Annotated in this window: 23 protein-coding genes and 1 riboswitch; of the genes, 16 read left to right on the plus strand and 7 right to left on the minus strand. The window is 71.5% G+C overall.

The window, feature by feature from the left end; all coding sequences use genetic code 11:
* From ACSNOG_RS22215 to def, 4 genes are all read left to right on the plus strand, one after another.
* The coding region (locus ACSNOG_RS22215) for an HD-GYP domain-containing protein (protein WP_436754448.1) at positions 1–958 on the plus strand (958 nt) is incomplete at its 5' end.
* On the plus strand, positions 955–2,238 hold the full coding sequence (locus ACSNOG_RS22220; protein ID WP_436754449.1) for an HD-GYP domain-containing protein: 1,284 nt from the start codon (positions 955–957) through the stop codon (positions 2,236–2,238). The genes ACSNOG_RS22215 and ACSNOG_RS22220, both read left to right, overlap by 4 nt.
* A 277-nt stretch (positions 2,239–2,515) precedes the next feature.
* The gene (locus ACSNOG_RS22225) at positions 2,516–3,502 is read left to right on the plus strand and encodes a tetratricopeptide repeat protein (RefSeq protein WP_436754450.1); all 987 of its coding nucleotides are present in this window, start codon (positions 2,516–2,518) and stop codon (positions 3,500–3,502) included.
* 69 nt (positions 3,503–3,571) lie between these two features.
* Complete coding sequence (gene def / locus ACSNOG_RS22230) at positions 3,572–4,210, plus strand: peptide deformylase (RefSeq protein WP_436754451.1); 639 nt, start codon at positions 3,572–3,574, stop codon at positions 4,208–4,210.
* A gap of 92 nt (positions 4,211–4,302) precedes the next feature.
* Here def and ACSNOG_RS22235 read toward each other — a convergent pair whose 3' ends face one another.
* The 5 genes from ACSNOG_RS22235 to ACSNOG_RS22255 all read right to left on the minus strand — a co-directional run bounded on the left by ACSNOG_RS22235 (position 4,303) and on the right by ACSNOG_RS22255 (position 10,546).
* Positions 4,303–4,668, minus strand: a complete 366-nt coding sequence (locus ACSNOG_RS22235) for a YciI family protein (protein WP_436754452.1) — start codon at positions 4,666–4,668, stop codon at positions 4,303–4,305.
* Positions 4,669–4,758: 90 nt separating this feature from the next.
* Positions 4,759–5,775, minus strand: coding sequence for a ribonucleotide-diphosphate reductase subunit beta (locus ACSNOG_RS22240; RefSeq protein WP_436754453.1), 1,017 nt, complete (start codon positions 5,773–5,775; stop codon positions 4,759–4,761).
* Positions 5,775–8,165, minus strand: coding sequence for a ribonucleoside-diphosphate reductase subunit alpha (locus ACSNOG_RS22245; RefSeq protein WP_436754454.1), 2,391 nt, complete (start codon positions 8,163–8,165; stop codon positions 5,775–5,777). The genes ACSNOG_RS22240 and ACSNOG_RS22245 overlap by 1 nt, the downstream gene beginning before the upstream one ends.
* 173 nt (positions 8,166–8,338) lie before the next feature.
* Positions 8,339–8,439: riboswitch (adenosylcobalamin-variant (AdoCbl-variant) riboswitch) on the minus strand.
* A gap of 227 nt (positions 8,440–8,666) precedes the next feature.
* Positions 8,667–10,292 carry a monocarboxylate uptake permease MctP gene (mctP, locus tag ACSNOG_RS22250; RefSeq protein ID WP_436754455.1) on the minus strand — a complete coding sequence of 542 codons (1,626 nt, stop codon included), beginning with the start codon at positions 10,290–10,292 and terminating at the stop codon, positions 8,667–8,669.
* Entirely contained in the window at positions 10,289–10,546 is a 258-nt protein-coding gene (locus tag ACSNOG_RS22255; protein WP_436754456.1) for a DUF3311 domain-containing protein, read from the minus strand. Before ACSNOG_RS22255 ends, mctP begins: the two co-directional genes overlap by 4 nt.
* Positions 10,547–10,706: 160 nt before the next feature.
* Between ACSNOG_RS22255 and ACSNOG_RS22260 the strand changes: the two genes are divergently transcribed.
* The 8 genes from ACSNOG_RS22260 to ACSNOG_RS22295 all read left to right on the plus strand — a co-directional run bounded on the left by ACSNOG_RS22260 (position 10,707) and on the right by ACSNOG_RS22295 (position 18,839).
* A complete protein-coding gene (locus tag ACSNOG_RS22260) occupies positions 10,707–11,597 on the plus strand; it encodes a Gfo/Idh/MocA family protein (protein ID WP_436754457.1) in 891 nt (296 codons plus the stop codon).
* A 201-nt stretch (positions 11,598–11,798) separates the two neighbouring features.
* Entirely contained in the window at positions 11,799–12,581 is a 783-nt protein-coding gene (locus ACSNOG_RS22265; protein WP_436754458.1) for a DJ-1/PfpI family protein, read from the plus strand.
* Positions 12,582–13,067: 486 nt separating this feature from the next.
* Complete coding sequence (locus tag ACSNOG_RS22270; protein WP_436754459.1) at positions 13,068–13,685, plus strand: carbonic anhydrase; 618 nt, start codon at positions 13,068–13,070, stop codon at positions 13,683–13,685.
* A gap of 35 nt (positions 13,686–13,720) precedes the next feature.
* Entirely contained in the window at positions 13,721–15,232 is a 1,512-nt protein-coding gene (locus ACSNOG_RS22275; protein ID WP_436754460.1) for a SulP family inorganic anion transporter, read from the plus strand.
* Positions 15,233–15,378: 146 nt separating this feature from the next.
* Positions 15,379–15,531 carry a hypothetical protein gene (locus tag ACSNOG_RS22280; RefSeq protein WP_168096699.1) on the plus strand — a complete coding sequence of 51 codons (153 nt, stop codon included), beginning with the start codon at positions 15,379–15,381 and terminating at the stop codon, positions 15,529–15,531.
* Positions 15,532–15,659: 128 nt separating this feature from the next.
* The gene (locus ACSNOG_RS22285) at positions 15,660–16,901 is read left to right on the plus strand and encodes a hypothetical protein (RefSeq protein ID WP_436754461.1); all 1,242 of its coding nucleotides are present in this window, start codon (positions 15,660–15,662) and stop codon (positions 16,899–16,901) included.
* A 34-nt stretch (positions 16,902–16,935) separates the two neighbouring features.
* Positions 16,936–17,481, plus strand: a complete 546-nt coding sequence (locus ACSNOG_RS22290) for a hypothetical protein (RefSeq protein WP_436754462.1) — start codon at positions 16,936–16,938, stop codon at positions 17,479–17,481.
* A 47-nt stretch (positions 17,482–17,528) separates the two neighbouring features.
* Complete coding sequence (locus ACSNOG_RS22295) at positions 17,529–18,839, plus strand: MFS transporter (RefSeq protein WP_436754463.1); 1,311 nt, start codon at positions 17,529–17,531, stop codon at positions 18,837–18,839.
* Between the two features lie 37 nt (positions 18,840–18,876).
* Here the strand turns inward: ACSNOG_RS22295 and ACSNOG_RS22300 are convergent, their stop codons facing one another.
* Positions 18,877–19,647 (minus strand): GntR family transcriptional regulator, encoded by a 771-nt coding sequence (locus ACSNOG_RS22300; RefSeq protein ID WP_436754464.1) that lies wholly within the window; start codon positions 19,645–19,647, stop codon positions 18,877–18,879.
* A gap of 241 nt (positions 19,648–19,888) precedes the next feature.
* Between ACSNOG_RS22300 and ACSNOG_RS22305 the strand changes: the two genes are divergently transcribed.
* The 4 genes from ACSNOG_RS22305 to ACSNOG_RS22320 all read left to right on the plus strand — a co-directional run bounded on the left by ACSNOG_RS22305 (position 19,889) and on the right by ACSNOG_RS22320 (position 24,554).
* Positions 19,889–21,157 (plus strand): extracellular solute-binding protein, encoded by a 1,269-nt coding sequence (locus tag ACSNOG_RS22305; RefSeq protein ID WP_436754465.1) that lies wholly within the window; start codon positions 19,889–19,891, stop codon positions 21,155–21,157.
* A 92-nt stretch (positions 21,158–21,249) separates the two neighbouring features.
* On the plus strand, positions 21,250–22,230 hold the full coding sequence (locus ACSNOG_RS22310; protein WP_436754466.1) for a carbohydrate ABC transporter permease: 981 nt from the start codon (positions 21,250–21,252) through the stop codon (positions 22,228–22,230).
* Entirely contained in the window at positions 22,227–23,057 is an 831-nt protein-coding gene (locus ACSNOG_RS22315) for a carbohydrate ABC transporter permease (RefSeq protein ID WP_436754467.1), read from the plus strand. The genes ACSNOG_RS22310 and ACSNOG_RS22315 overlap by 4 nt, the downstream gene beginning before the upstream one ends.
* A 12-nt stretch (positions 23,058–23,069) precedes the next feature.
* Positions 23,070–24,554 (plus strand): glycoside hydrolase family 3 protein, encoded by a 1,485-nt coding sequence (locus ACSNOG_RS22320; protein ID WP_436754468.1) that lies wholly within the window; start codon positions 23,070–23,072, stop codon positions 24,552–24,554.
* 136 nt (positions 24,555–24,690) lie between these two features.
* Here ACSNOG_RS22320 and nagB read toward each other — a convergent pair whose 3' ends face one another.
* Positions 24,691–25,476, minus strand: a complete 786-nt coding sequence (gene nagB / locus ACSNOG_RS22325; RefSeq protein WP_436754469.1) for a glucosamine-6-phosphate deaminase — start codon at positions 25,474–25,476, stop codon at positions 24,691–24,693.
* Between the last annotated feature and the right edge of the window lie 137 nt (positions 25,477–25,613).

Raw genomic sequence — 25,613 nt, forward strand, 5'->3', positions numbered from 1 at the left:
CTTCCCCTCCGCCCTGCCGCCCGCCCTCCTCGCCGCCCTCGTGCTGTCGCTGGTGGCCGCCGCCCTCGACGGCGCCGTCCGCGTGGCGGCCGAGCGCCGCCGCCCCCGCGCCGCCTGGAGCGGGCTCCTGCTGCCCGGCCCGCTGCTGCCGGCCCTCGTGCACGGGCCCATCGGGCTGCTGACCGCGGCCCTGTGGCACAGCTCCTACGGCCCGGCCACGGCGCTGCTCGTCCTGCTGCCGATGTCCGTCTCGTCCTGGTTCCTGGAGCGCTGCGAGCGCGAGCGGGCCGCCCATCAGGCCACCATCCGGGCGCTCGTCCAGGCCGTCGACCTCAAGGACCAGTACACCCGCGGCCACAGCGAGCGCGTGGGGCGCGCCTCGGTGCTCATCGGCCGCGAGCTCGGCATGGCGGGGGAGCGGCTGGAGGCGCTGCGGTTCGCGGGGATCCTGCACGACGTGGGCAAGCTCGGCGTCCCCACCCGCCTGCTGCGCAAGGACGGGCCGCTCACCCCGCAGGAGCGGCGTGTCATCGAGCTGCACCCGGAGTACGGGCACGAGATGGTGCGCGGCATCGGCTTCCTGGACGAGGCGCGTGCGGCGATCCTCCACCACCACGAGCGCCTGGACGGCAGCGGCTACCCGTACGGCCTGAGGGGGCATCAGATTCCTTTCTTCGCGCGGATCGTGGCCGTCGCGGACGCGTTCGACGCGATGACCTCCACGCGCAGTTACAGCCGGGCCCGTCCCGTACCGGCAGCCCTCGCCGAACTCCACCGCTGTGCGGGAAGCCAGTTCGACCCTCGTATGGTCGCGGCCCTGTCCGCGGCCCTCGACCGTCACGGATGGCATTCGACAGTGACCTCGGAAGCTACGGAGAGTGCAACTCCACCCAGCGGAAACGTCCCTTCTTCCCGCCGGCCGGTCACCGGGGCCGGCCACCCGGGGGGTGAGGGGTGACGGGACGCGGTGACGTGCTGCTGATACGGAGCGTGCACGGGGCGGCCGTCGCGCTCTCCCTGGCCGCTCTGGCCCGCACCGCGTGGCACGGCGTCGCCCAGCCCCAAGTCGCCCTCGTCTACGGTCTCCTGATCGCCGTCGGCGAGGCCGCCCGGCGCCGCCGCCCCACGGCCGGGCCCGGCGACCGCCAGACCGCCCCCGTAGGAGCCGCCGGAGCCCTCTCCTACGCCCTGCTGGGAGAGATCGCCGGCCGGCCCACCGCGCACTGCGCCCCGCAGGTCGTCGCCGTCGTCCTCGCCGCGACGCTGGCCGGCGCGATCGGCCGCCCGCCCACCCGCGACCACCTCACCCGGCGCCTGCTCACCACCGGCTTCGCCGCCGTGTGCTTCCAGCCGCTGCACCACTCCGGCGTCCTGGAGCGCTGGCCCGGCCACGGACCCGCCTACGCCTTCGTCCTGCTCACCGTCCTCGCGCTCACCACCCTCTTCGACGCCGCCCTCGCCGCGCTCCTCACCCGCGCCCGCACCGGCGGCCCCTACGGGCCCGTCCTCCGCGACGAGCTGGCCTCCCTCGCCGGCATCGGCACCGCGATCTGCGCCACCGGCGCCGTCATGGCCCTCGCCGTGGGCGTCGCCGGCCTGTGGGCCCTGCCGGTCTTCTGCCTGCCCCTGCTGCTCACCCAGCTCTCCTTCCACCGCTACACCGCCGTACGGGCCACGTACCACCAGACCATCGCCTCCCTCGCGCGTTCCACGGAGATCGCGGGCCACACCCCGGCCGGGCACGCCCGCCGCGTCGCCGCCCTCAGCCGGGCCACCGGGCGCGAGCTCGGCCTGTCCGAGGCGGGCCTCACCGTTCTGGAGTACGCCGCACTCATGCACGACATCGGCCAGCTCTCCCTCCTCGACCCCGTCCCCGCCGGGGCCACCGAGCCGCTTCCCCCCGAGCAGCGCCGCCGCATCGCCCTCCTGGGCGGGGCCGTCGTCCGCCGGACCGGGGTGCCGTCCGACGTCGCCGTCGTCGTGGAGCGGCAGGCCGACCCCTACCGCGAGCAGCCGCTCGCCGCCCGCGTCGTCCGCACGGTCAACGCCTACGAGGACCACGTCGGCCGGACCGGCTGCGGGCCCCTGTGCGCCCTGGAGCGGCTGCGCCTCGACACCGCCCGCGAGCACGACCCGCAGGTCGTGGCCGCCCTGGCCAGGGTGCTCGCGCGTGGGGGCGGCGACGGGGGAGCGGAGCCGGTCCCGGGGACGGGTGGACCGGGGCCGGACCAGGGGTAAGAGTCAGGTCAAAGCGGGAGTACCGCGGTGAACCCACGGGTAATGAGCGGGCGTCCAAAGGGGCATGGTTGGATGCGAAGAGGAGAAGACGACGAGAGAGGGACGGGAAACCCACGGAGACGACGGGGGGCGTCGGGCGCGCTGCCTCCGGCACGGAGGCCCAGCGGGCGCGACTTCCCGGAGCGAGTGAGATGTGGCAGGTTGTCGTCAGGGAGGACGGCGGCCTTCACCTGGGTCATCCGGCGTGGTCGCACGCAGAAACCGGCAGGCGGGAATCGTGAGGATCTTCGGCAAGGTACGGCACCGGCCTTCCGCCTCGTGGCGGCAGGCCACCGACCGTGCCTTCACGCTCATCGGCGACGGCCGGTACGAGGACGCGGGCGCGCTGCTGACGCGCGCGGCCGACATGGAGCCGTGGCTCTCGGAGTCGTGGTTCAACCTGGCGCTGCTGCACAAGTTCCGCCACGACTGGGAGCAGGCGCGCGCCGCCGGGCTGCGCGCCGTGGCGCTCCTGGACCGCGAGGCCGGCGCCCCGGACTGGTGGAACGTGGGCATCGCCGCCACCGCCCTGCAGGACTGGCCCCTGGCCCGCCGCGCCTGGCAGGCGTACGGCCTGCGGGTGCCCGGCGAGGGCACCCCGGCCGGCGAGCCGGTCGGCATGGAGCTGGGCAGCGCGGCCGTGCGGCTCTCCCCGGAGGGCGAGGCCGAGGTCGTCTGGGGCCGCAGGCTCGATCCGGCCCGCATGGAGGTCCTCTCCATCCCGCTGCCCTCCTCGGGGCGCCGGTGGGGCGAGGTCGTGCTGCACGACGGCGTCCCGCACGGCGAGCGCGTCACCGCCGCCGGGCCCGCCTATCCCGTCTTCGACGAGATCGAGCTGTGGGCCCCCTCGCCCGTGCCGACGTGGGTCGTCCTGCTGGAAGCCGCCACCGAGGCCGACCGGGACGCCCTGGAGCGCCTCGCGGCCGACGCCGGCTTCGCCGCCGAGGACTGGTCCTCGTCCGTGCGCCTGCTGTGCCGCACGTGCTCCGAGAGCCGCATGCCCAGCGACGAGGGCAACGGCGAGCACCTCGACCCGCACGACCACAGCGAGCCCGGCCACCCCGGCCCGCTCGGCCACCGCACGGCCGGCTCCGGCTCCCTGTGGGTGCCCGAGCGCGAGTGCGGCATCGCCGCCCCCGCCGGGCTGGTGCGGGGGCTGCTGGACGGCTGGGTCGCCGACAGCCCCGACACACGCGAGTGGCGTGATCTGGAAGAGGTCTGCTGACGCCCCCGAGGGGGCCCCGTACCCTGTATAGGCATCCTTTTGGGTTTTGAGAGAGGCAATACGGCGGACATGTCGCAGCAGTCGCAGCAAGAGACCGACCAGCCGGTGGACGGCGAGTTCATCGTGGACACCGAGGACTGCGAGGAGCGCGAGCGCGCGCACCGCGAGCGCGGCACGTCCCGCCCGATCACCGTGGTCGGCAACCCCGTCCTGCACCGCGAGTGCAAGGACGTCACCTCCTTCGACGACGAGCTCGCGCAGCTGATCGACGACATGTTCGCGAGCCAGCGCACCGCGGAGGGTGTGGGCCTCGCCGCCAACCAGATCGGTGTCGATCTCAAGGTCTTCGTCTACGACTGCATGGACGACGAGGGCGTGCGCCACGTGGGCACCGTCTGCAACCCCGTCCTGGAGGACCTCCCGGCCGACCGCCGGATCCTGGACGACTCCAACGAGGGCTGCCTCTCCGTCCCCACCGCCTACGCCGCCCTCGCCCGCCCCGACTACGCGGTCGTCAGCGGCCAGGACGCCCAGGGCAACCCCATCCGCGTCCAGGGCACCGGCTACTTCGCCCGCTGCCTGCAGCACGAGACCGACCACCTCTACGGCCGGCTCTACATCGACCGCCTCTCCAAGCGCGACCGCAAGGACGCCCTGAAGCAGATGGCAGAGGGCACCCCGCGCTACCCGGTCGTCGCCAACGACTGACCGCGCGCACGACGGCGCACACGCCTGTGGCGGGCGCCCCCACCCGGGGGTCGCCCGCCACACGCGTTCCACGAGCCGCTGCCGGCCGCCGGCTACGAGCCGTCCGGGAACTCCGAGGCCTCGAAGACCCGGCGCACCTCGACCTCGCCCTCCCGGAAGGGGATGCGGCGGGCCCACTCCAGGGCCTCGTCCATGGAGTCGGCCTTGATCACCCAGAATCCGGCGACCAGCCCCTGCGCGTCGCCCGCGAACGGTCCCTCCGTCACGACGGGCGGACCGTCCGAATACGTCACCCGCGCCCCCTCGGAGGTGGGGTGCAGCCCCTCGCCCGCGAGCATCAGCCCGGCCGCGGCCAGCCGATCGTTGTACGCCCCCATCTCGGCGAGCATCTCCTTGGTCGGCATCACCCCGGCCTCGGACTCGTCGCTCGCCTTGACGATCATCATGAAACGCGGCATCGCGTGCCTCCCGTCGTGTCCGGATCCGCACTTGGATTCCCGGACGGGAGACACGCGATGCAGGGTGCGAGGGGAATTAAGCCGCCCGGCTCAGAACTCCTCGTCGAAGCCGACCGAGCCCTCGACCGCCATCTGGTACGCGGAGGCGCGGCGCTCGAAGAAGTTGGTGAGCTCCTGGACGTTCTGCAGCTCCATGAAGGAGAACGGGTTCTCCGAGCCGAAGACCGGGGCGAAGCCCAGGCGCTGCAGGCGCTGGTCGGCGACGCACTGGAGGTACTCGCGCATGGACTCGGTGTTCATGCCCGGCAGGCCCTCGCCGCACAGGTCGCGGCCGAACTGCAGCTCGGCCTCGACGGCCTCCTTCAGCATGTCGGTGACCTGCTGCTGGAGCTCGTCGTCGAAGAGCTCGGGCTCCTCCTGGCGGACGGTGTCCACGACCTCGAACGCGAAGTTCATGTGCATGGTCTCGTCGCGGAAGACCCAGTTGGTGCCGGTCGCCAGGCCGTGCAGCAGGCCGCGGCTGCGGAACCAGTACACGTAGGCGAAGGCGCCGTAGAAGAACAGGCCCTCGATGCAGGCCGCGAAGCAGATCAGGTTGAGCAGGAAGCGGCGGCGGTCGGCCTTCGTCTCCAGGCGGTCGATCTTCTCGACCTCGTTGATCCACTTGAAGCAGAACTGCGCCTTGTCGCGGATGGAGGGGATGTTCTCCACGGCCGCGAACGCCGCCGCGCGCTCGTCCGGGTCGGGCAGGTAGGTGTCGAGCAGCGTCAGATAGAACTGGACGTGCACGGCCTCCTCGAAGAGCTGCCGCGAAAGGTACAGCCGCGCCTCGGGGGAGTTGATGTGCTTGTACAGCGTCAGCACAAGGTTGTTCGCCACGATCGAGTCGCCGGTCGCGAAGAACGCGACGAGGCGGCCGATCATGTGCTGCTCGCCCGGGGAGAGCTTGGCGAGGTCGGCGACGTCCGAGTGGAGGTCGACCTCCTCGACGGTCCAGGTGTTCTTGATCGCGTCGCGGTAGCGGTCGTAGAAGTCCGGGTACCGCATCGGACGCAGGGTCAGCTCGAAGCCGGGGTCGAGCAGGTTCTTCTGTTCAGCGGCGGACATTACTGGCAGGCCTCGCAGGACTCGGGGTTCTCAAGGGAGCAGGCGATGGCGTCCGCGTCGGGCGCGGCCTGCTGCACGGGGATGGTGGCGGGGGCCGCGGCACCGCCGGAGGCGGCGCGGGCGATGCGGGTCGCCGGGCGCGAGCGCAGGTAGTACGTCGTCTTGATGCCCTGCTTCCAGGCGTACGCGTACATCGAGCTGAGCTTGCCGATGGTGGGCGAGGCCATGAAGAGGTTCAGCGACTGGCTCTGGTCCAGGTACGGCGTACGGGCCGCGGCCATGTCGATCAGGGCGCGCTGCGGGATCTCCCAGGCGGTGCGGTAGAGGTCGCGCACCTCCTGCGGGATCCACTTCATGTCCTGGATCGAGCCGTTGGCCTCGGTCATCGCCTCGCGGGTGGCGCGGTCCCACACGCCGAGCTTCTTGAGGTCCTCCACCAGGTAGGTGTTGACCTGGAGGAACTCACCCGAGAGCGTCTCGCGCTTGAAGAGGTTGGAGACCTGCGGCTCGATGCACTCGTAGACGCCCGCGATGGAGGCGATGGTCGCCGTCGGGGCGATGGCGAGCAGCAGCGAGTTGCGCATGCCGACCTCGGCGATGCGGGCGCGCAGCGCCTCCCAGCGGTCCTCCCAGGCGGCCACGGCGTTGGGGTAGTGGTCCGGGTGGAGCACGCCGCGGGCGGTGCGGGTCGCGGACCAGGCCGGGTGCGGGCCGTGCCGCTCGGCGAGGTCGGCAGAGGCCTCGTAGGCCGCCAGCATGATCCGCTCGGAGATCTTGGTGGACAGCGCCTTCGCCTCGGCCGAGTCGAAGGCCATGCGCAGGCGGAAGAAGACGTCCTGCAGACCCATCAGGCCCAGGCCCACCGGGCGCCAGCGGCTGTTGGAGTTCCCGGCCTGCTCGGTCGGGTAGAAGTTGATGTCCACGACGCGGTCGAGGAAGGTGACGGCCGTGCGGACCGTGCGGTCCAGCTTCTCCCAGTCCATCTCGCCCTCGGCACCGAGGTGCTGCGCGAGGTTGACCGAGCCCAGGTTGCAGACCGCGGTCTCGCCGTCGTTCGTGACCTCGAGGATCTCCGTGCAGAGGTTCGAGGAGTGGACGACCGCGCCCTTCTCGGCCGTCTGGTTGGCGGTGCGGTTGGCGGCGTCCTTGAACGTCATCCAGCCGTTGCCGGTCTGCGCGAGGGTGCGCATCATGCGGGCGTAGAGCACGCGGGCCGGGATCTGCTTGACGGCCTTGCCCTCGGCCTCGTACTTGCGGTACGCGGCGTCGAACTCGTCGCCGTAGAGGTCGACCAGATCGGGCGTGTCGGCCGGGGAGAACAGCGACCACTCGGCGTCGGCCTCGACGCGGCGCATGAACTCGTCCGGGATCCAGTGCGCGATGTTGAGGTTGTGGGTGCGGCGGGCCTCCTCACCGGTGTTGTCGCGGAGCTCCAGGAACTCCTCGATGTCGGCGTGCCAGGTCTCCAGGTAGACGCAGGCCGCGCCCTTGCGGCGGCCGCCCTGGTTGACGGCGGCGACGGAGGCGTCGAGGGTGCGCAGGAACGGCACGATGCCGTTGGAGTGGCCGTTGGTGCCGCGGATCAGCGAGCCGCGCGAGCGGATGCGGCTGTACGACAGGCCGATGCCGCCGGCGTGCTTCGACAGGCGCGCCACCTGGTGGTAGCGGTCGTAGATCGAGTCCAGCTCGTCCAGCGGGGAGTCCAGCAGGTAGCAGGACGACATCTGCGGGTGGCGGGTGCCGGAGTTGAACAGCGTCGGGGAGGACGGCAGGTACGACAGGCTGCTCGTCAGGCCGTAGAGCTCGGCGACGTCGGCGACGGCGCGCTCGGAGTGGTCCTCGGCCAGGCCGCAGGCCACGCGCAGCAGGAAGTGCTGCGGGGTCTCGATCACGTTGCGGGTGATCGGGTGGCGCAGCAGGTAGCGGCTGTGCAGGGTGCGCAGGCCGAAGTAGCCGAAGCGGTCGTCGGCGCCGTCGGCGAGGGCCTTCTCGACCAGCTCGTCCAGGCGCGCGGCGTGACCGGCCACGAACGCGGCGGTGTCGTCCGCGATCAGGCCCTCGCGGTGGCCGACGGCGACCGAGGCGGAGAAGGACGTGGCGCCCTGGCCGGCGGCCTCCTCGGCGATCGCGCGGGTGAGCAGCCGGGCGGCGAGCTTGGAGTACTCGGGCTCCTCGGCGATCAGCCCGGCGGCGGCCTCGGTGGCGAGGGAGCGCAGCTCGGCCTCGTCCGAGTTCGCGCTCCGGCCCCGCAGTGCGGCGGCGGCGACCTTGCCCGGGTCGGTGGCGGGAAGGTCGGCGGTGAGGTCGGTCAGGGTGCGCAGCAGCGCGGTCCCGGGGCCGCCGGTCGCTTCCGCAGTCGCTGAGACCGGATCGGCGGGCGCGATGGTCACTGAGGCTCTCCCTCGCTCGGCTGGGTGGGGGCCGGCGGGAGGGCTCGACGGTCGCGCACGGGCACGCCTGATGGACCAGGGCATGCCTCGTAGGCGTCCGCCGGCCCAACCCGCGAGGCCCGGACGAATTCAACGCCCATAGCCGAGCCCAGGGCAGGCTCGGTGGAGGGCGGCTGCCGGCAGGTACTCGGACTCCTGCATGCGCGGCTTAACGGCATACATGCACCGTTGCGGGACAGTTCCGGATTTCCACCGGATTCCCCTGCGACGACAGCGAGGACGAGCATACATCTAGTGCCGCCCCCCGTACGCGCCCCCACATGTTGTGTCGCGCGGTAAGCGCATGGGTCGGAATGTGTTATCAGGCCCCGGTGTTGAGGGTGGGTCCGCAGGTCGGAGGGGTGCCGGGCGAGGGGCACGGCGAAGGGGCGTCACGCGCCCTCCAGAGGGGCGTGACGGCCCGGTCGGCTCCGCGGGGCGAGGGCCCCGCCGAGGGTCGCTCTAGTGGCCTCCAGGGGCCCCTGCGGTGGCCGGCGGGAGCTCGGCCTGCACCCCCGGGTCGCCGGCGTCCGCCGTGTAGTCCGCGGCGGCGGTCTCGTCCTTGCCGTCCGGCGCGCCGAGCGCCTTCAGGACGAAGGTCAGGACGATGACGACGATCACATTGAGCACGAAGGCCGTGAGCCCGATATAACCCTTTTCCCCGATAAGGGGGATGAGGTTGGTATTGCCGAAATGATCCTGCGTGGCGCTCGGCGTGTCGTACGCCTTCCAGGTGCCGTAGACCATGCCCGCGGCCCAGCCGGCCAGCAGGGCCCAGCGGTGGAACCAGCGGGTGAAGAGGCCGCCCACGAGAGCGGGGACCGTCTGCAGGATCCAGATGCCACCGAGCAGCTGGAAGTTGATGGCGACGGTCTTGTCCATGGTGAGGACGAAGACGAGCGCGCCGACCTTCACCAGCAGCGACGCGAGCTTGGAGACCTTCGCCTCGTGCCCGGGCGAGGCGTCCGGCCGGATGAAGTCCTTGTAGATGTTGCGGGTGAAAAGGTTCGCCGCTGCGATCGACATGATCGCGGCCGGGACCAGGGCACCGATGCCGATGGCCGCGAAGGTCACGCCCGTGAACCAGTCCGGGAACATGTCCTCGAACAGCTGGGGGATCGCGAGCTGCCCGTTCTTCACCTTGATCCCGGCGGCGATGGCCATGAAGCCGAGCATCGCCAGCAGGCCCAGCATCAGGGAGTACAGCGGCAGGATCGTCGTATTGCGGCGGATGACGTTGCGGCCTTTGCTGGAGAGAACCGCAGTCACCGAGTGGGGGTAGAGGAAGAGCGCCATCGCGGAGCCGAGCGCGAGCGTGGCGTACGCCCACTGCGCGTCGGGCCCGCTCACCAGGGCGCCGCGCGGCTTGCCGGTCTCCGGGTTCTTCACCGCGAACGCTTCGCCCGCCTTGCTGAAGATGTGGTCGAAACCACCCAGCTTGATCGGGATGTAGATGATCGCCACGATGATCACGATGTAGATCAGCGCGTCCTTGACGAAGGCGATCAGCGCGGGCGCCCGCAGCCCGGAGGAGTAGGTGTAGGCCGCGAGCACGCCGAAGGCGATGAGCAGCGGCAGGTCCTTCATGAACCAGTTCGACCCGCCGCCCACGCCCAGCACGTCCAGGACCGCCTGTATGCCCACCAGCTGCAGCGCGATGTACGGCATCGTCGCGAGGATGCCGGTGAGCGCGAGGGCGAGCGACAGGCCCTTCGAGCCGAAGCGGCCGCGGACGAAGTCCGACGACGTCACGTAGCCGTGCTTGTGGGAGACCGACCACAGGCGGGGCAGGAAGGTGAAGACCAGCGGGTAGCACAGGATCGTGTACGGCACCGCGAAGAAGCCGGCCGCACCGCCCGCGTAGATCGCCGCCGGGACGGCCACGAACGTGTACGCGGTGTAGAGGTCACCGCCGAGCAGGAACCAGGTGACCCAGGTGCCGAACGAGCGGCCGCCCAGCCCCCACTCGTCGAGGTTGTCCGCATTCTCGGCCCGCCGCCACTTCGAGGCCATGAAGCCCATGACCGTCACGGCGAGGAAGAAGAAGATGAAGACGGCGAGGGCCACGCCGTTGACGCCGTCCTTCACCGCCGCTCACCCGCCTTGCGGGCCCGCTCCTGGCGCCGCACGAGCACGTAGGCGACGGCGGTGAGCAGGGTCGATATCGGCACCCACAGCATCTGGTACCAGTAGAAGAGGGGGATGCCGATGAAAGCGGGCCCGGTCCGGGCGTAGGAGTCCACCCACAGCATCGCGACGAACGGGACGGCGAGGCACAGCCCCGCCACGGCGAGGGGCGCGGTGACGACCGCCCTCCTGCCGCCCTCCGGTGGTTCCGTCATGGTGGTGACTCCCCCCTGTGTGATCACTGCGTGATGCGCAGGAAATCTAGGTGAGGGCCCCGCCGACCGTCACCCCCTGTCCGCATATCGGTATGACAACGTCATCAGCGCTGTTGAAAAGACGTTCCGTTTATGGTGAGTTGGTGGACATGGAGCGTCCTTGAAGTGGGCGGTCGCCGGCAGCGGCGAGGTCGTGCGGCGCCGTGTACTGCCGGCCCTGCGCGGTCTGGGCGAGGAGGCGGCGTACGTCTGGAGCCGGGATCCGGAGCGCGCCGCCCGGACGGCGGCGGAGCACGGGGTGCCCGCGGGCGGTGACGACCTCGGCCGGCTCACGGCCGCCGACGCGGTGTACGTGGCCACGCCGGTCGCCGCGCACGTCCCCCTCGCGCTCCACGCGCTGCGCGCCGGCTGTCACGTGCTGGTCGAGAAGCCCCTGGCGGGCGCGCTCGGCGGCGGGGGCGCGCTGGCGGCGGAAGCGGAACGGGCGGGTCTGTGCGCGGGGGTGGCCTACCCCCGCCGGCTGGGGCCGGCCGCACGGCAGCTGCGCGAGGCGCTGACGGCGTGCGCGCCCGCGCGCGTGCGGATCACCTTCAGCGCCCCCTTCGACCCGGCGCCCGGGCACTGGCGCACGGACCCGGCCGTGGGCGGCGGCGTCCTCGCCGACGCGGGCAGCCCCCGTCTGGACCTGCTGCTGGCGGTGCTGGGTCCGCCCGCGCGCGTGGGCGCGCGCTTCGGCCGCAGGTTCGCCGCCGGAGCCGAGCGGCGCGCCCACCTCTCCCTCGGCTGGGCGTCGGGCACGTCGGCGGAGTGCCGCTTCGCCTGGGCGAGTGGTCCCGGGCGGGACCGCCTGGACGTCACCGCCGGGGGACGCTTCCTGGCGCTCGACCCGCTGGACGCGGAGCTCGCCCCCAACCCGCACGCACCGCTGATCGCCGACTTCGCGGCGGCCGTGCGGGAGGGGCGGGAGCCCGCCTGCCCGGTGGTGGACGCCGTCGTCGTGGACGACGTCATCACGGCGGCCTGCTGGGCGGCGCGCTTCCGCAACGAGTGAACGGACAACCGCGGCAACCGGGATGACCACCGCGACTGGGGAGCAGTGGGTGTGACACGGGTGGAACCGGTACCGCTGCGGCCGATGGCAGGAAAGGTGGGACAAACGTCCTTGTGAGGGGACGAGTGACCTCGCATGCTGATCAATGCGGCCGGCGCGGCCCGCCCGGTCGCAACGATCACGATCTGTGGGGGTTTCCACATGAGTGCGTCAACCGGTCCCAGCCGACGGGGACTTCTGGGGACGGCGGTGGCCGGAGCGGTGGGGGCGGGCCTCGCAACGGCGGGGGCCGCGACGCCGGCGTTCGCCGCGCGGGCCGCGGGCGGCGACGCGACCGGTTCCGGCGAGCGCACCGTCGCGCTGCTGCTCTTCGAGGGGTTCACCGCGCTCGATGCGATCGGCCCGTACGAGGTGCTGTGCCGGCTGCCCGGCGTCCGCGTCGTGACGGTCGGTGCGCACCGGGCCGGCCCGGTCCGCACCGACACCGGTGAGCTGAGCATCGTCGCCGAGCGGGCGATGGCGGAGGTGACCTCCGCCGACGTCCTGCTGGTGCCCGGCGGCGTCGTGGACGCCGCGGCCGCCGACCCGGCCGTCCGGAGCTGGGTCCGCCGCATCGACCGCGGCACGACATGGACCGCGTCGGTGTGCACCGGCGCCATGATCCTCGGCGCGGCCGGCCTGCTGCGCGGCGTGCGGGCCACGACCCACTGGGCCGCCCGCAAGGTCCTGGAGGAGTACGGCGCCGTCGTCACGGAGCAGCGCGTCGTCGAGCACGGGAAGGTCATCACCGGTGCGGGCGTCTCCGCCGGCATCGACATGGGCCTCCGGCTGGCCTCCCGCCTGGCGGGCGAGGAAGTGGCTCGCGCCGTTCAGCTCGGGGTGGAGTACGACCCGCAGCCGCCGTTCGACAGCGGCAACGCCGCGGAGGCGGACGAGCGCACGAAGCGGCTGGCGCTGAAGATCCTGAACGACGCGATGGTCTGACGGGCCCTCAGGACCGCGGCCGCACCGCCGCCCGACCGTCCCCACGCCCACCCGCGCGCAGGCCGCGCGGGTGGGCGTTTCGCTGCCCGCGGCGGGCCTCCGAAAGCAATTACGTGCGTAATGCACGGGTAATGCATCCCTCCGCATAACGTAAAGAAGACGCAGCCGGAGGGGTTCATGGTTGCGGTGAGGGCGGAATCAATTCCTCCAAAATCTCTGGGGGAATCGAATAGTTCGGGACTGTACCAATCCTGTGTCAAGTGGCCTTCGACGTCCGGTTTTTGTCGAAAAATTTGTCTTTCACGAGGAGGTAATACACAGGTAAAGTGTTGGTCGCAGCGGTCGTGCAGAATTGTCTGCAGCCGATCGGTGCCCGTTGCCCCACGGCCGTGGCACCGGCATGCCGTTCGCATGCTCGTCATGCTCGATCCGACCCGACCACACCGCGCCCCGGCGGCTGCCGCGGAGCGCAGGAGGCAGGCCATCATGAAGTCCCTGATTGACAACGCGCGTTCCTTCGCGGCCACTCACGTGGCCGACCCCGAGCGCGCCGAGAGTTTCCGCGCGCTCGAAGCGGGACAGTCACCCGAGACGCTGTTCATCACGTGCTCCGACTCCCGCGTCGTGCCCGCGCTGTTCACCGGCGCGTCACCCGGAGAGCTCTTCGAGCTCCGTACCGCCGGCAACATCGTCCCCCCATACCCCGGCAGCAGCCCTTCGGGCGAAGCGGCCACGATCGAATACGCGGTGCGCGTGCTGGGCGTCCGCGACATCATCGTGTGCGGGCACTCCCACTGCGGTGCCGTCACCGCCTTCGTCCGCGGCGACGACCTCTCGGCCGTCCCCGCCGTCCAGGGCTGGCTCGAGCGCTCCGTCCCCGCGGACGCGCCCGCCCGGGCCGTCGAGACCTTCACCGATGACATGGCGGAGGCGGTGCAGCGGCACGCCGTCGCCCAGCTGGAGGCGCTCCGCGCCTACCCCTGCGTCCAAGAGGGGCTGGAGAAGGGCACGTTGGGGCTGCACGCCTGGTACTACGAGGTGCACACCGGCGCGGTCGAAGTCCATCTGCCCGAGAGCGACCCGGTGTCGTTCGGACCCCTGTGACCCGTCCTCACGCGACCCTCAAGGGACCCTCACCCATGTTCTCCGCCCTCAAGCAGCCTGCCGTCCTGCGGCAGGACGCGCTCGCTTCGCTCGTCGTCTTCCTCGTGGCCCTGCCGTTGTGCGTCGGCGTGGCCGTGGCCTCCGGGGTGCCGGCCGAACTCGGCCTGATCACCGGCATCGTCGGCGGGCTCGTCGTCGGCGCCCTCCCCGGCAGTGCGTTGCAGGTCAGTGGCCCCGCGGCCGGGCTGACCGTGCTCGTCTTCGAGGCCGTCCGGGAATTCGGCCTGGGCATGCTCGGTGCCATCGTGCTGGCCACCGGCGTGCTGCAAATCGTCCTCGGGGCACTGAAGTTCGGCCGCTGGTTCCGGGCCATCTCCGTCTCGGTCGTCCAGGGCATGCTCGCCGGCATCGGGCTCGTCCTCATCTTCGGGCAGCTGTACACGATGGCCGGCGTCAAGCAGCCGCGCTCCGGCCCGGACAAGATCCTGGGCATCCCCGGTCTGGCTGCCGACATCTTCTCGGACAGCTCCGCCCTGACCGCCTTCGCGGTCGGCGCCGGGACCATCGTCGTGCTCGTCGTGTGGAAGAAGCTGCCCGCCAAGGCGCAGTTGGTGCCGGCGCCGCTCGTGGCGGTCGCCCTGGCCACGGCCGTGACGGCGCTGGGCGGTCTGGACGTCGCCAACGTCGAGGTGCGCGGCCTGGCCGACGCCATCCAGCCGCCCGGGCTGAACGACCTGACGACGCTGGGCAGCGTCGGGGTCCTCGGCACCGTCGTCGCCTTCACCCTGATCGCGTCGGCGGAATCCCTGTTCAGCGCGGCTGCGGTCGACCGCATGCACGACGGGCCGCGCACGCACTACGACAAGGAGCTGATGGCCCAGGGCGTGGGCAACACGGTGTGCGGCGTGCTCGGCGCCCTGCCGATGACCGCGGTGATCGTCCGCAGCTCCGCCAACGTCCAGGCCGGTGCGAAGACCGCGCTCTCCCGCATCCTGCACGGCGTCTGGCTGCTGCTCTTCGCCGTGCTGCTGCCGGTGGCGATCGGCGTCATCCCGCTGGCCGCGCTGGCCGGCGTGCTCGTCCACGCCGGCTGCAAGCTGGTGCCCGTGAAGGACATCGCTCCGCTGTGGCGCGAGCACCGTGGCGAGCTCGTCATCCTCGCCGTGACCGCCGTCGCCATCGTGACGACCAGCATGTTCGAGGGCGTGGTGCTCGGCATCCTGCTGGCCGTGGTGAAGACGGCCTGGGACACCTCCAAGGTCCAGGTGGAAGTCCGCGAGCTCACCGACGGCCGGACGGTCGCGACGGTGACCGGGAACGCCACGTTCCTGCGGCTGCCCCGGATCCTGGAGACGCTGGAGGCCCTCCCGAAGGACCGGCCCGTCGAGATCGACCTCTCCGGCGTGCGTCATCTGGACCACGCCTGCCGTACGGCCATGGAGAGCTGGGCGGCCCGGCACAACGACGCCGGCACCGAGCCGGTGCGGATGCGGCACCCCGAGCCGGCGCCGGAGCCGGAGCCCGAGCCCGTGAAGGCCGCGGTGTAACCGGCCAACCGGGGTCGAGGGAAGGCCAAGTGAGGCACCGTCACTTGGGGAACCGTTGACACTTGCTTGGCCAACGCTTTACGGTCTGCAGTAGCGGCACAAATGCACAGTCATCGCCGCAATTCCTCACTTTTCGGAGGTGCGTTATGGAAAAGCTGATCAAGAAGATGGCGCAGGAGAACGTCTGGCGCGGCTGGGTCGCCGCCAACTCGGCGCAGGCAGCCAAGGACGGCTGCATCAGCGCCGCCCCCAAGGCGGGCTGCATCAGCGCGGCGCCCAAGACGGGCTGTATCTCCTGACGACCGGAGACTGACCGAAGCGAGCGGAGTGGACCGCGACCACCATGTGCGCGGTCCACTCCGTGCGTACCGGCCCCGTCACCGCCGTGCGGGGCCTTCTCCTTCTCCGATCACTCCCGGGGTGGCACATGGATGGGCAGCCGACGGCCGGCGTCGTCGAGCGGATCAGGGACATACCGATCTACCGCGCGTCGATCGAGCGGGGACACTTCCCCGTGCTCGAGAAACCCGAGATAGCCGACGGCTTCCCGGACAACTGGATGACACCCGTCCTCGAGAAGGCACTTGAGGCGGGCGAGGCCGAGTTCGTCCTCTCCACGGGCACCAACCACGCCCGGATGCAGATCATCCGGCCCCCGTACTTCCTGCTCAACTCCTACTACCGGCTGTGGAGCGAGCACCCCGACATCTCCGGGACCTGGGAGGACGGCTGCCGCAGGGTCTCGCTGACCACGGTGCTGGCGACCGAGCACGTGGCGCGGGTCAACGCCAAGAAGCGCGGGGCCGAGCCGAGCCCCGTCCCGGACCTGGACGACCGGCGGCTCGACGACCGTACGCTCTACGTCAACCTGCGGCTCGACCCCGCGCTGTGGACGCGCGAGGACGTCGAGCGGATGCTCGGCGAGATCGAGACGGCCCGCCGCGAACACCCGCAGGGCCGCTACCACCTGGACTGCTCCGGCTACCACCTGGCGCACCTGGTGCACAAGGCCAAGGCGTGGGGCCTGTGGGAGGCCTTCCCGCAGCCCGCCAGCATCATCCACGCCTACGAATACACCCCGGCCAACGTCCGGCGGTATCTGCACGAGCACTTCGACTGCCCGGTCGTCGACCTCTTCGGCAGCACCGAGCTCGGCTACCTCTTCTACAGCGACCGCCACGGCCGCTACCGGCCGTACCTCGACGAGATGAGCGTCGAGCTGATCCCGGTCGCCCCCGGCAGCACGCTCTACAGCCTCATCGTCACCAGCGTCCGCAATCCGTACATGCCGCTGATCCGCTACCGCTCCGGCGACTGCGCGCGCACCCTCGACGGCACCCCGGACCCCACCAAGATCTCCAGCTTCTGCGGCCGGGAGAAGGAGCTGCTCGCCGCCCCCGGCGGGCCCGTCGCCCAGGGAGACCTCGACGAGCGCATCGGCGCCGCCGCGCCCGGGGTGTTCCTGCACCAGCTGCGCGTCGAGGACGGCGGCACGACGGCCCGGCTGCTGTACACGACCTTCGACGGCGGCCCGCTCGGACCGGAGCGGAGCGCCGCGCTGGAGCGGGGCGTCCGCGAGCTGACCGGGCTGCCCTGCGCGGCGGAGCACCGGGAGCACATCCCCATCGGGAAGTCCGGCAAGTACGCCTGGCTCGCACGCGACCTCTGATCAACAGGACGACGGGAACGGGACGGAACCCAGCATGACCACTACTCCGCAGTCGAACGCCCCGCAGCCGGGCACGGCCCCGGCGGTCTCCGCCGACGACCTCAAGGCGCTGCTCGGCGAGCAGCTGCACGCCGAAGTGGTGCGGTACTTCACCGGCAGCACGGGCGCGGAGCCCGAGTACGTCGAGCGCCAGGTCCTGGAGGCCCTGCGCTACCTCTACCTGGTCTCCCGCCACCGCGAGCAGCTCAGCGGCCTCTTCCTGCCGGTCGAGCAGGAGATCGACGAGATATGGCACTACCTCATCCTGCAGACGCGCGAGTACCGGGCGCTGTGCGAGGAGCGCCTGCCGGGACGTTTCTTCATCCACCACCGCAGCATCGCCTACGAGGAGTACCAGCAGGAGCCCGGCCGCGAGCAGGCCGTCGAGGAGGCACTGCGCTGGATCCCGCTGTACTGCGCGGAGTTCGGCCCGTTCGACGAGGGCGCGCTGCCCCACTGGACGATCGTGCGCTTCCTGCACCGGCAGCTGGACATGTCGCTTGAGGAGATCGCCGCGCTGGAGCCGCTGCGGGCGGCGTAGCGCGCCGTCGACCGACACCGCCGACCGACACTCAGGGAGAGGGAGCCATGGGCGTCCGGCCCGCAGCACCTGCCACGCACGGCAGCCCGGGGAGCGACACCGGCCCCGAGCAGAAGCGGATCATGACCGTCCTGGTGATCTCCCAGGTCCTCAGCGGAGCCGGCCTCGCCGCCGGCATCACCGTCGGGGCGCTGCTCGCGGAGGACATGCTGGGCTCCACCGGCCTGGCCGGCGTGCCCAGCGCGCTGTTCACGGCCGGCGCGGCGCTCGGCGCCATGGTCATCGGGCGCCTCAGCGAGCGGTGGGGCCGCCGGCCCGGGCTCACCCTCGGCCACGCGACCGCCGCCCTCGGCAGCCTCGGCGTCGTGGTGGCGGCCGCCGTGGACTCGGTGCCGCTGCTCTTCCTCTCCCTCTTCGTCTACGGGGCGGGCACGGCCGTCAACCTGCTGGCCCGGTACGCGGGCGCGGACCTCGCGCCGCCCGCACGCCGGGCGAGCGCGGTGAGCACCGTGCTCCTTGCCACCACCTTCGGCGCCGTCGTCGGCCCCAACCTGGTGACCGTCACCGGGGACGTCGCCCACGCCTGGGGCGTTCCCCGGCTCGCCGGGCCGTTCCTCCTGGCCGTCGTCGCCTACGCGGCGGCCGCGGTCGTCATGGGCACCTCGCTGCGCCCCGACCCGCTGCTGCGGGCCCGCGAGCTGGCCGCGGCGGAGGCGACCGCCCGGGCCGCCGCGGGCGAGGCGGCCGGCGCGGAGGAGGCGGCCGGCCGGGCGCACGGGCGCGGGGTGGCCACCGGGACGGGAGTGATGGTCCTCAGCCAGCTCGTGATGATCGGCATCATGACGATGACGCCCGTCCACATGAGCGCCCACGGGCACGGCACCCAGGCCACCGGCCTGGTCATCGCCGTCCACGTCGCGGCGATGTTCCTGCCGTCCCCGCTCACCGGCAGGCTCGTCGACCGCTTCGGCCCGCCGCGGGTCGCCGCGGCCGCCGGGGCCACCCTGCTCCTGGCCGGGCTGCTCGCCGCCCTCGCCCCGCCGCACCAGGGCGCGACCCTCGCCGCGGCGCTCGTCCTGCTCGGCCTCGGCTGGAACTTCGGGCTGGTCAGCGGCACCGCCATGATCACCGAAGCGGTGCCGCTCGCCACGCGCGCCTCGACCCAGGGCCTCGTCGACGTCGCCATCGCCATCGCCGGGTCCACCGGCGGCATGACCTCGGGCCTGGTCGTCGCCGGCAGCGGCTACCCGGCCCTCGCCGCGGGCGGCGGCCTGCTGGCCCTGGCGATCGTGCCGGTGGCGGCCTATGCGTCCACGGGCCTCCGGCGCCGCGCCACGCTGCGTCGTCCCGGGGGGTGACCCCCGGACCCCCAGCCCGGATACCGGGCCGAGGCCCCTACCCCTCCACCGGCCTCCGCAGCCGCGCCACGAACTTGTACCGGTCGCCGCGGTAGACCGACCTGACCCACTCCACCGGCTCCCCCTGGGCGTCCAGGGAGTGGCGGGAGAGCATCAGCATCGGCAGGCCCACGTCCGTGCCCAGCAGGCCCGCCTCGCGCGGCGTGGCCAGGGACGTCTCGATGGTCTCCTCCGCCTCGGCGAGGCGGACGTCGTAGACCTCGGCGAGCGCGGTGTACAGCGACGTGTACTTCACGAGGCTGCGCCGCAGCGCCGGGAACCGCTTGGCCGACAGGTGCGTGGTCTCGATCGCCATCGGCTCGCCGCTGGCGAGCCGCAGCCGCTCGATGCGCAGGACGCGGCCGCCCGTCGTGATGTCCAGCAGCTTGGAGAGCCGGTCGTCGGCGGTGACGTAGCCGATGTCCAGGAGCTGGGAGGCCGGCTCCAGGCCCTGGGCCCGCATGTCCTCCGTATAAGAGGTCAGTTGCAGCGCCTGGGAGACCTTGGGCTTCGCGACGAACGTCCCCTTGCCCTGGATGCGCTCCAGCCGCCCCTCCACGACCAGCTCCTGGAGCGCCTGGCGGACGGTCGTGCGGGAGGTGTCGAACTCCGCGGCCAGCGTCCGCTCCGGCGGCACGGGGGTGCCGGGGGGCATGGTTTCGGTCATGTCCAGCAAATGGCGTTTGAGGCGGTAGTACTTGGGGACGCGCGCGGTCCGCGCGCCGCCCGACGCGCTGCCGCCCTCGGCCGTACCACCGTCGGTCGCCATCGTCCGCCTTCCCGACTCCGATCCTGCTGCTGTCACCGGCTCCTCCGTCTGTCGCGGTCACATGGTGGCACGGGCAGAGCCCGAGGGGCCCGGAGACGCCCAGGTCGACCTCGAGGTGTCGGTCCGGTAACGGAGCCGACAGCGACTCTTATACACCCTTGACACCCCAAAAGGTCTAGGCCAAGCTGCGGGCACTGGTCTAAACCATTAAAGACCACATCCGGTCCTTGAGGAGAGTGCTGTGAAGCGAGGGCTCATAGCGGCGACGGGCGTCGCGGCCATGTTGGTGAGTGTTGCTGCCTGTGGGTCCAGCGACGGTGACGAGGGATCGGGCGACGGAAGCAAGGCCAAGAGCCTCACCGTCTGGTTCATGGACGGCTCCAACGCCCCGGGCTGGACGAAGTCGGTCCAGGCCGAGTTCGAACAGAAGACCGGCGCCAAGCTGAACATCCAGGTCCAGAAGTGGGACGGCATCCAGCAGAAGCTGACCACGGCCCTCTCCGAGGCCAACCCGCCGGACGTGGTCGAGGTCGGCAACACCCAGACCCCCTCCTACGCGCAGACCGGCGGCCTCGCCGAGCTCGGGGACCTGAAGAAGGAGATCGGCGCGGACTGGTCCGAGTCGCTCAACAAGCCCGCCGTCTTCGAGGGCAAGCAGTACGCCGCGCCGTGGTACGCCGTCAACCGCGTCGTCATCTACAACAAGAAGGTCTGGGCCGACGCGGGCGTCACCGACGTCCCCAAGACCCGCGCCGACTTCTTCAAGGCCCTGGAGGCCATCCAGAAGAAGGGCGAGGCCGAGCCGCTCTACCTGCCCGGCCAGAACTGGTACTTCTTCGACGGCCTGTCCATCGGCACCGGCGCGGACCTGGTGAAGAAGGACGGCAAGAAGTGGGTGTCCAACCTCGCCGACCCCAAGGTCGCCAAGGCCATGGACATCTACAAGCAGTACCAGGCCTTCAGCAAGGCCCCCAAGGACAAGGACGAGGCCACCCCGCAGCAGGCCGACGTCTTCGCCAAGGGCAAGACCGGCGCCTTCATCGGCATGGGCTGGGAGGCGGCCACGGCCATCAAGGCCAACCCGGCCATCGAGAAGGACCTCGGCTACTTCGCCATCCCCGGTGAGACCGCCGACAAGCCCGAGGGCGTCTTCCTCGGCGGCTCCAACCTCGCCGTGACCGCGGGCAGCAAGAAGCAGGAGCTCGCCAAGGAGTTCCTGAAGATCGCGCTGTCCGACAAGAACGAGGGCGCGCTGGCCAAGGAGGTCGGCTCGATCCCCAACAAGGAGTCCCTGCTGGGGCAGCTGAAGGGCAACCCGGCCGCCGAGGCCGCGGCCCCGGCCGTCAAGGGCGGCGGCACCACCCCGCTGATCCCCGAGTGGGCCGCGGTGGAGAACGCCCCGAACCCGATCAAGGCGTACATGACGGCCGTGCTCAACGGCAAGTCTCCCGAGGAGGCCGCCAAGCAGGTCGAGGCGGACGTCAACAAGCGCCTCAGCCAGAAGCAGTGACCCGACGGCCGGGCAGGGGGTCGTGAACGACGGCCCCCTACCCGGCCGCGCACCAAAGCAATACCGTTCGACAGGGGAGAAGGCGGACGACGATGTCAGCGCAGATCGAAGAGGTGGCGGTCACCGGACCCGCCTCACAGGCCGGCAAGGGCACCGCCCCGCCTCCCCGCCGCGGCCCCGGCCGGCTCGCCGGCAGCGCCCCGTATCTGCTGATCCTCCCGGCCGCCGCCGTCACGGTGCTGCTGCTCGGCTGGACGCTGCTGAAGAACGGCCTGCTGTCCTTCCAGGACCTCGGCCGGCGCCAGCTGATCCAGCACCTCACCGAGTGGACCGGCACCGACAACTACGCCGAGCAGCTCGGCAGTTCCGAATTCTGGGGCGTCACCGGCCGCTCGGTCGTCTTCACCCTCGTCAACGTCGTCCTCATCATGGTGCTGGGCTGCTTCATCGGCCTGCTCCTCGCCCGCCTCGGCACCGCCCTGCGGCTGCTGCTCTCGCTCGGCCTCGTCCTGGCCTGGGCCATGCCCGTCGTGGCGGCCACCACCGTCTTCCAGTGGCTGTTCGACCAGCGCTTCGGCGTCGTCAACCACGTGCTCGACCGGCTCGGCTGGCACTCCATGGCCGGCTACAGCTGGACCAGCGGCCAGTTCTCCACCTTCTTCGTGATCACCGTGCTGCTCGTCTGGCAGTCGGTGCCCTTCGTGGCGATCAACCTCTACGCGGCGACCACCACGATCCCCAAGGAGCTCTACGAGGCGGCCGCCCTCGACGGCGCGAACGGCTGGAAGCAGTTCACCTCGGTGACCTTCCCCTTCCTCAAGCCCTTCTTCCTGGCGACGGCCTTCCTCGAAGTCATCTGGATCTTCAAGTCGTTCACCCAGGTGTTCGCGATCAACGAGGGCGGGCCGGACCGGCTCACGGAGACCCTGCCCGTCTACGCCTTCCAGGAGGGCTTCGGCAGCCAGCACTTCGGGATGGGCGCCGCGATCTCCATCCTGACCATCGTGATGCTGCTGGCCCTGACCGCGTACTACCTGCGCCTGGTGCTCAAGCAAGAGGAGGACGAGCTGTGAGGCGATCGACCCTGGGCCGGATCTGGCCGGGAGCGACCGCGGTCGTTCTCTTCCTCGCGTTCGTGTTCCCCGTCTACTGGATGTTCAGCACGGCCTTCAAGGCCAACAAGGACATCGTCAGCGAGGACCCCGTCTGGTTCCCGACCAGCCCCACCTTCGAGCACTTCCAGAAGGCGGTGCAGGCGGACGGCTTCTGGACGCTGGTGCGCAACTCCTTCACCGTCACCCTCGTCGCCGTCGCCCTGTCGCTGGTGATCGCCCTCTTCGCCTCGTTCGCCGTCGCGCGCATGCGGTTCAAGGGGCGCAAGAGCTTCATCCTGGTGATGATGATGGCGCAGATGGCCCCGTGGGAGGTCATGGCGCTGGCGTACTACATCATCGTCCGGGACGCGGAGATGCTGAACAGCCTCGTGCCGCTGATCGCCATCTACACCGTCATGGTGCTCCCCTTCACCGTCCTGACGCTGCGCGGCTACGTCGCCGCCGTGCCCAAGGAACTGGAGGAGTCCGCGATGGTCGACGGGTGCACCCGCAGCCAGGCGTTCCTCAAGGTGATCTTCCCGCTGCTGGCGCCCGGCCTCATGGCCACCTCGCTCTTCGGCTTCATCACCGTCTGGAACGAATTCCCCTACGTCCTGATCCTCAACAAGGACGCCTCGGCCCAGACCCTCCCCGTCTGGCTCACCGGATTCCGCACGGCCTTCGGCGACGACTGGGGCGCCACCATGGCCGCCTCCTCGCTCTTCGCCGTGCCCATCCTGATCCTCTTCGTCATCCTCCAGCGCAAGGCAGTCGGCGGCCTCACCTCCGGCGCAGTGAAGGGTTAGGGGTCGATTCACATGGACACGCTCACGCGCAACGCCCTCACCGTCCTGCAGCCCGGCTTCACCGGCACCACCGCCCCGGCGTGGCTGCTGCGCCGGCTCGGCGAAGGGCTCGCCTCCGTCGGCCTCTTCGGCCGCAACATCACCTCGCCCGGACAGCTCTCCGCCCTCACCGCACAGCTGCGCGCCGAGTGCGACGACGTGCTCGTCGCCATCGACGAGGAGGGCGGCGACGTCACCCGGCTGGAGGTGCGCACCGGCTCCTCCTTCCCCGGCAACCTCGCCCTCGGCGCCGTCGACGACACCAAGCTGACCCGGGCCGTGGCCCGGGAACTGGGCCGCCGGCTCGCCGAGTGCGGCGTCAACCTCAACTGGGCGCCCTCCGCCGACGTCAACTCCGACCCGGACAACCCGGTCATCGGCGTCCGCTCCTTCGGCGCCGACCCGCAGCTCGTCGCCCGGCACACCGCCGCCTACGTCGAGGGCCTGCAGGCCGCGGGCGTCGCCGCCTGCACCAAGCACTTCCCCGGCCACGGCGACACGGCCGTCGACTCCCACCACGACATGCCGCGCATCGACGCGGACCTCGCCACGCTGCGGGCACGCGAACTCGTGCCCTTCCACGCCGCGGTCGCCGCCGGCACCAAGGCCGTCATGAGCGCGCACATCCTGCTGCCCGCGCTCGACGCGGACCTGCCGGCCACCCTCAGCCCCGCCGCCCTGCACGGGCTGCTGCGCGCGCCCGTCGCCGACGGCGGCCTCGGCTTCGACGGCCTCGTCGTCACCGACGGCATGGAGATGCGGGCCATCGCCGGCACCCACGGGATCGAGCGCGGCAGCGTCATGGCCCTCGCCGCGGGCGCCGACGCCATCTGCGTCGGCGGCGGACTGGCCGACGAGGACACCGTGCTGCGGCTGCGCGACGCGCTCGTCGCAGCCGTACGCGCCGGCGAGCTGCCGGAGGAACGGCTCGCCGACGCCGCGGCACGGGTGCGCGCCCTGGCGCGCTGGACCTCGGGGGCGGGTGCGGCCGAGGAGGGGAACGCGCCTGCCCCCGAGGTGGGGCTGACCGCGGCGCGGCGCGCCCTGCGGGTGACCGCCTCGCCCGCGCACCGGCCCCTCGACGGGCCCGCCTACGTGGCCGCGTTCACCCCGCTGGCGAACATCGCCGTCGGCGACGAGACCCCCTGGGGCGTCGGCGCCGAACTCGCCCGCCTGCTGCCGGGCACGGAGACCGCCACGTACGGCTCGGGCGCGGCCCGTGCCGCGGACGTGCTCGCCGCCGCGGGCGGACGGCGGATCGTCGCCGTCGTACGGGACGCGCACCGGCACGGGTGGATGGCGGAGGCGCTGGACGCGCTGCTCGCGGCGCGGCCGGACACGGTCGTGGTGGAGATGGGCCTGAACGCGGCCCCCGTGCGGGGTGCTTTGCACGTCGCCACGCACGGTGCGGCGCGGGTGTGCGGGGTCGCTGCCGCGGAGGTCATCGCGGGGGCGTAGGCCTGCCGAGTGGGCTTGCGCTTCCGCCGCGGCGGAAGAAAAGGCCCCGGTCCTTCCCTTTCACCGTTTCCCCCTGCGGGGGCCGGGCTTGCCCGGTTCGGGAAAGGGCGGGACCGGGGCCTTTCGCCCGTGGTGGTTACAGGCCCTGCCAGGCCGGCTTGGCCGCGTACGTGGCGCGGAAGTAGTCCGCCAGCTTCAGCTTGGACGCGGCCGCCTCGTCGACGACGACCGTCGCGTGCGGGTGCAGCTGCAGCGCCGAGGCGGGGACCAGGGCCGAGACCGGGCCCTCGACGGACGCCGCCACGGCGTCCGCCTTGCCCTCGCCGGTGGCCAGCAGCACCAGGTGGCGGGCCTCCAGGATGGTGCCGATGCCCTGGGTGATGACGTGGTGGGGCACCTGCTCGATGTCGCCGCCGAAGAAGCGCGCGTTGTCGACGCGGGTCTGCTCGGTCAGCGTCTTGATCCGGGTGCGCGAGGCCAGGGAGGAGCAGGGCTCGTTGAAGCCGATGTGGCCGTCGGTGCCGATGCCCAGCAGCTGGAGGTCCACCCCGCCGGCCGCGGGCAGCGCCCGGTCGTACTCCTCGCAGGCGGCCTGGACGTCCTCGGCGGTGCCGTCGGGGCCCATGAAGGACGCCTCGGTCAGGCCGAGCGGCTCGACGACCTCGCGCAGCACCACCGAGCGGTAGGACTCGGGGTGGTCGGCGGGCAGGCCGACGTATTCGTCGAGCTGGCAGACGCGGGCCCGCGAGGCGTCCACCGCGCCGGAGCGGACCTTGGCGGAGAGGGCCTCGTAGACGGGCAGCGGCGTCGAGCCGGTGGCCACGCCGAGCAGGGCGTCGGGCTTGCGGCGCAGGAGGGCGGCCATGGCCTCCGCGATGAGTTCGCCGCCTGCCTTGGCGTCCGGGACGATGACAACTTCCACGCTGGGGCCTGCCGATCTTAAAGAGTGGAGCGGATCGTGTGGTATAGACCAATCTAACAGAGGGACACACGAGCGGAAGCCTCCCCGGGCCCCGCCTCCCGCTGGCGGACGCGCCCCGCCCCGTGGTCGACTGAGAG

Source organism: Streptomyces sp. URMC 124 (genome assembly GCF_051386455.1).
GTDB lineage: Bacteria > Actinomycetota > Actinomycetes > Streptomycetales > Streptomycetaceae > Streptomyces.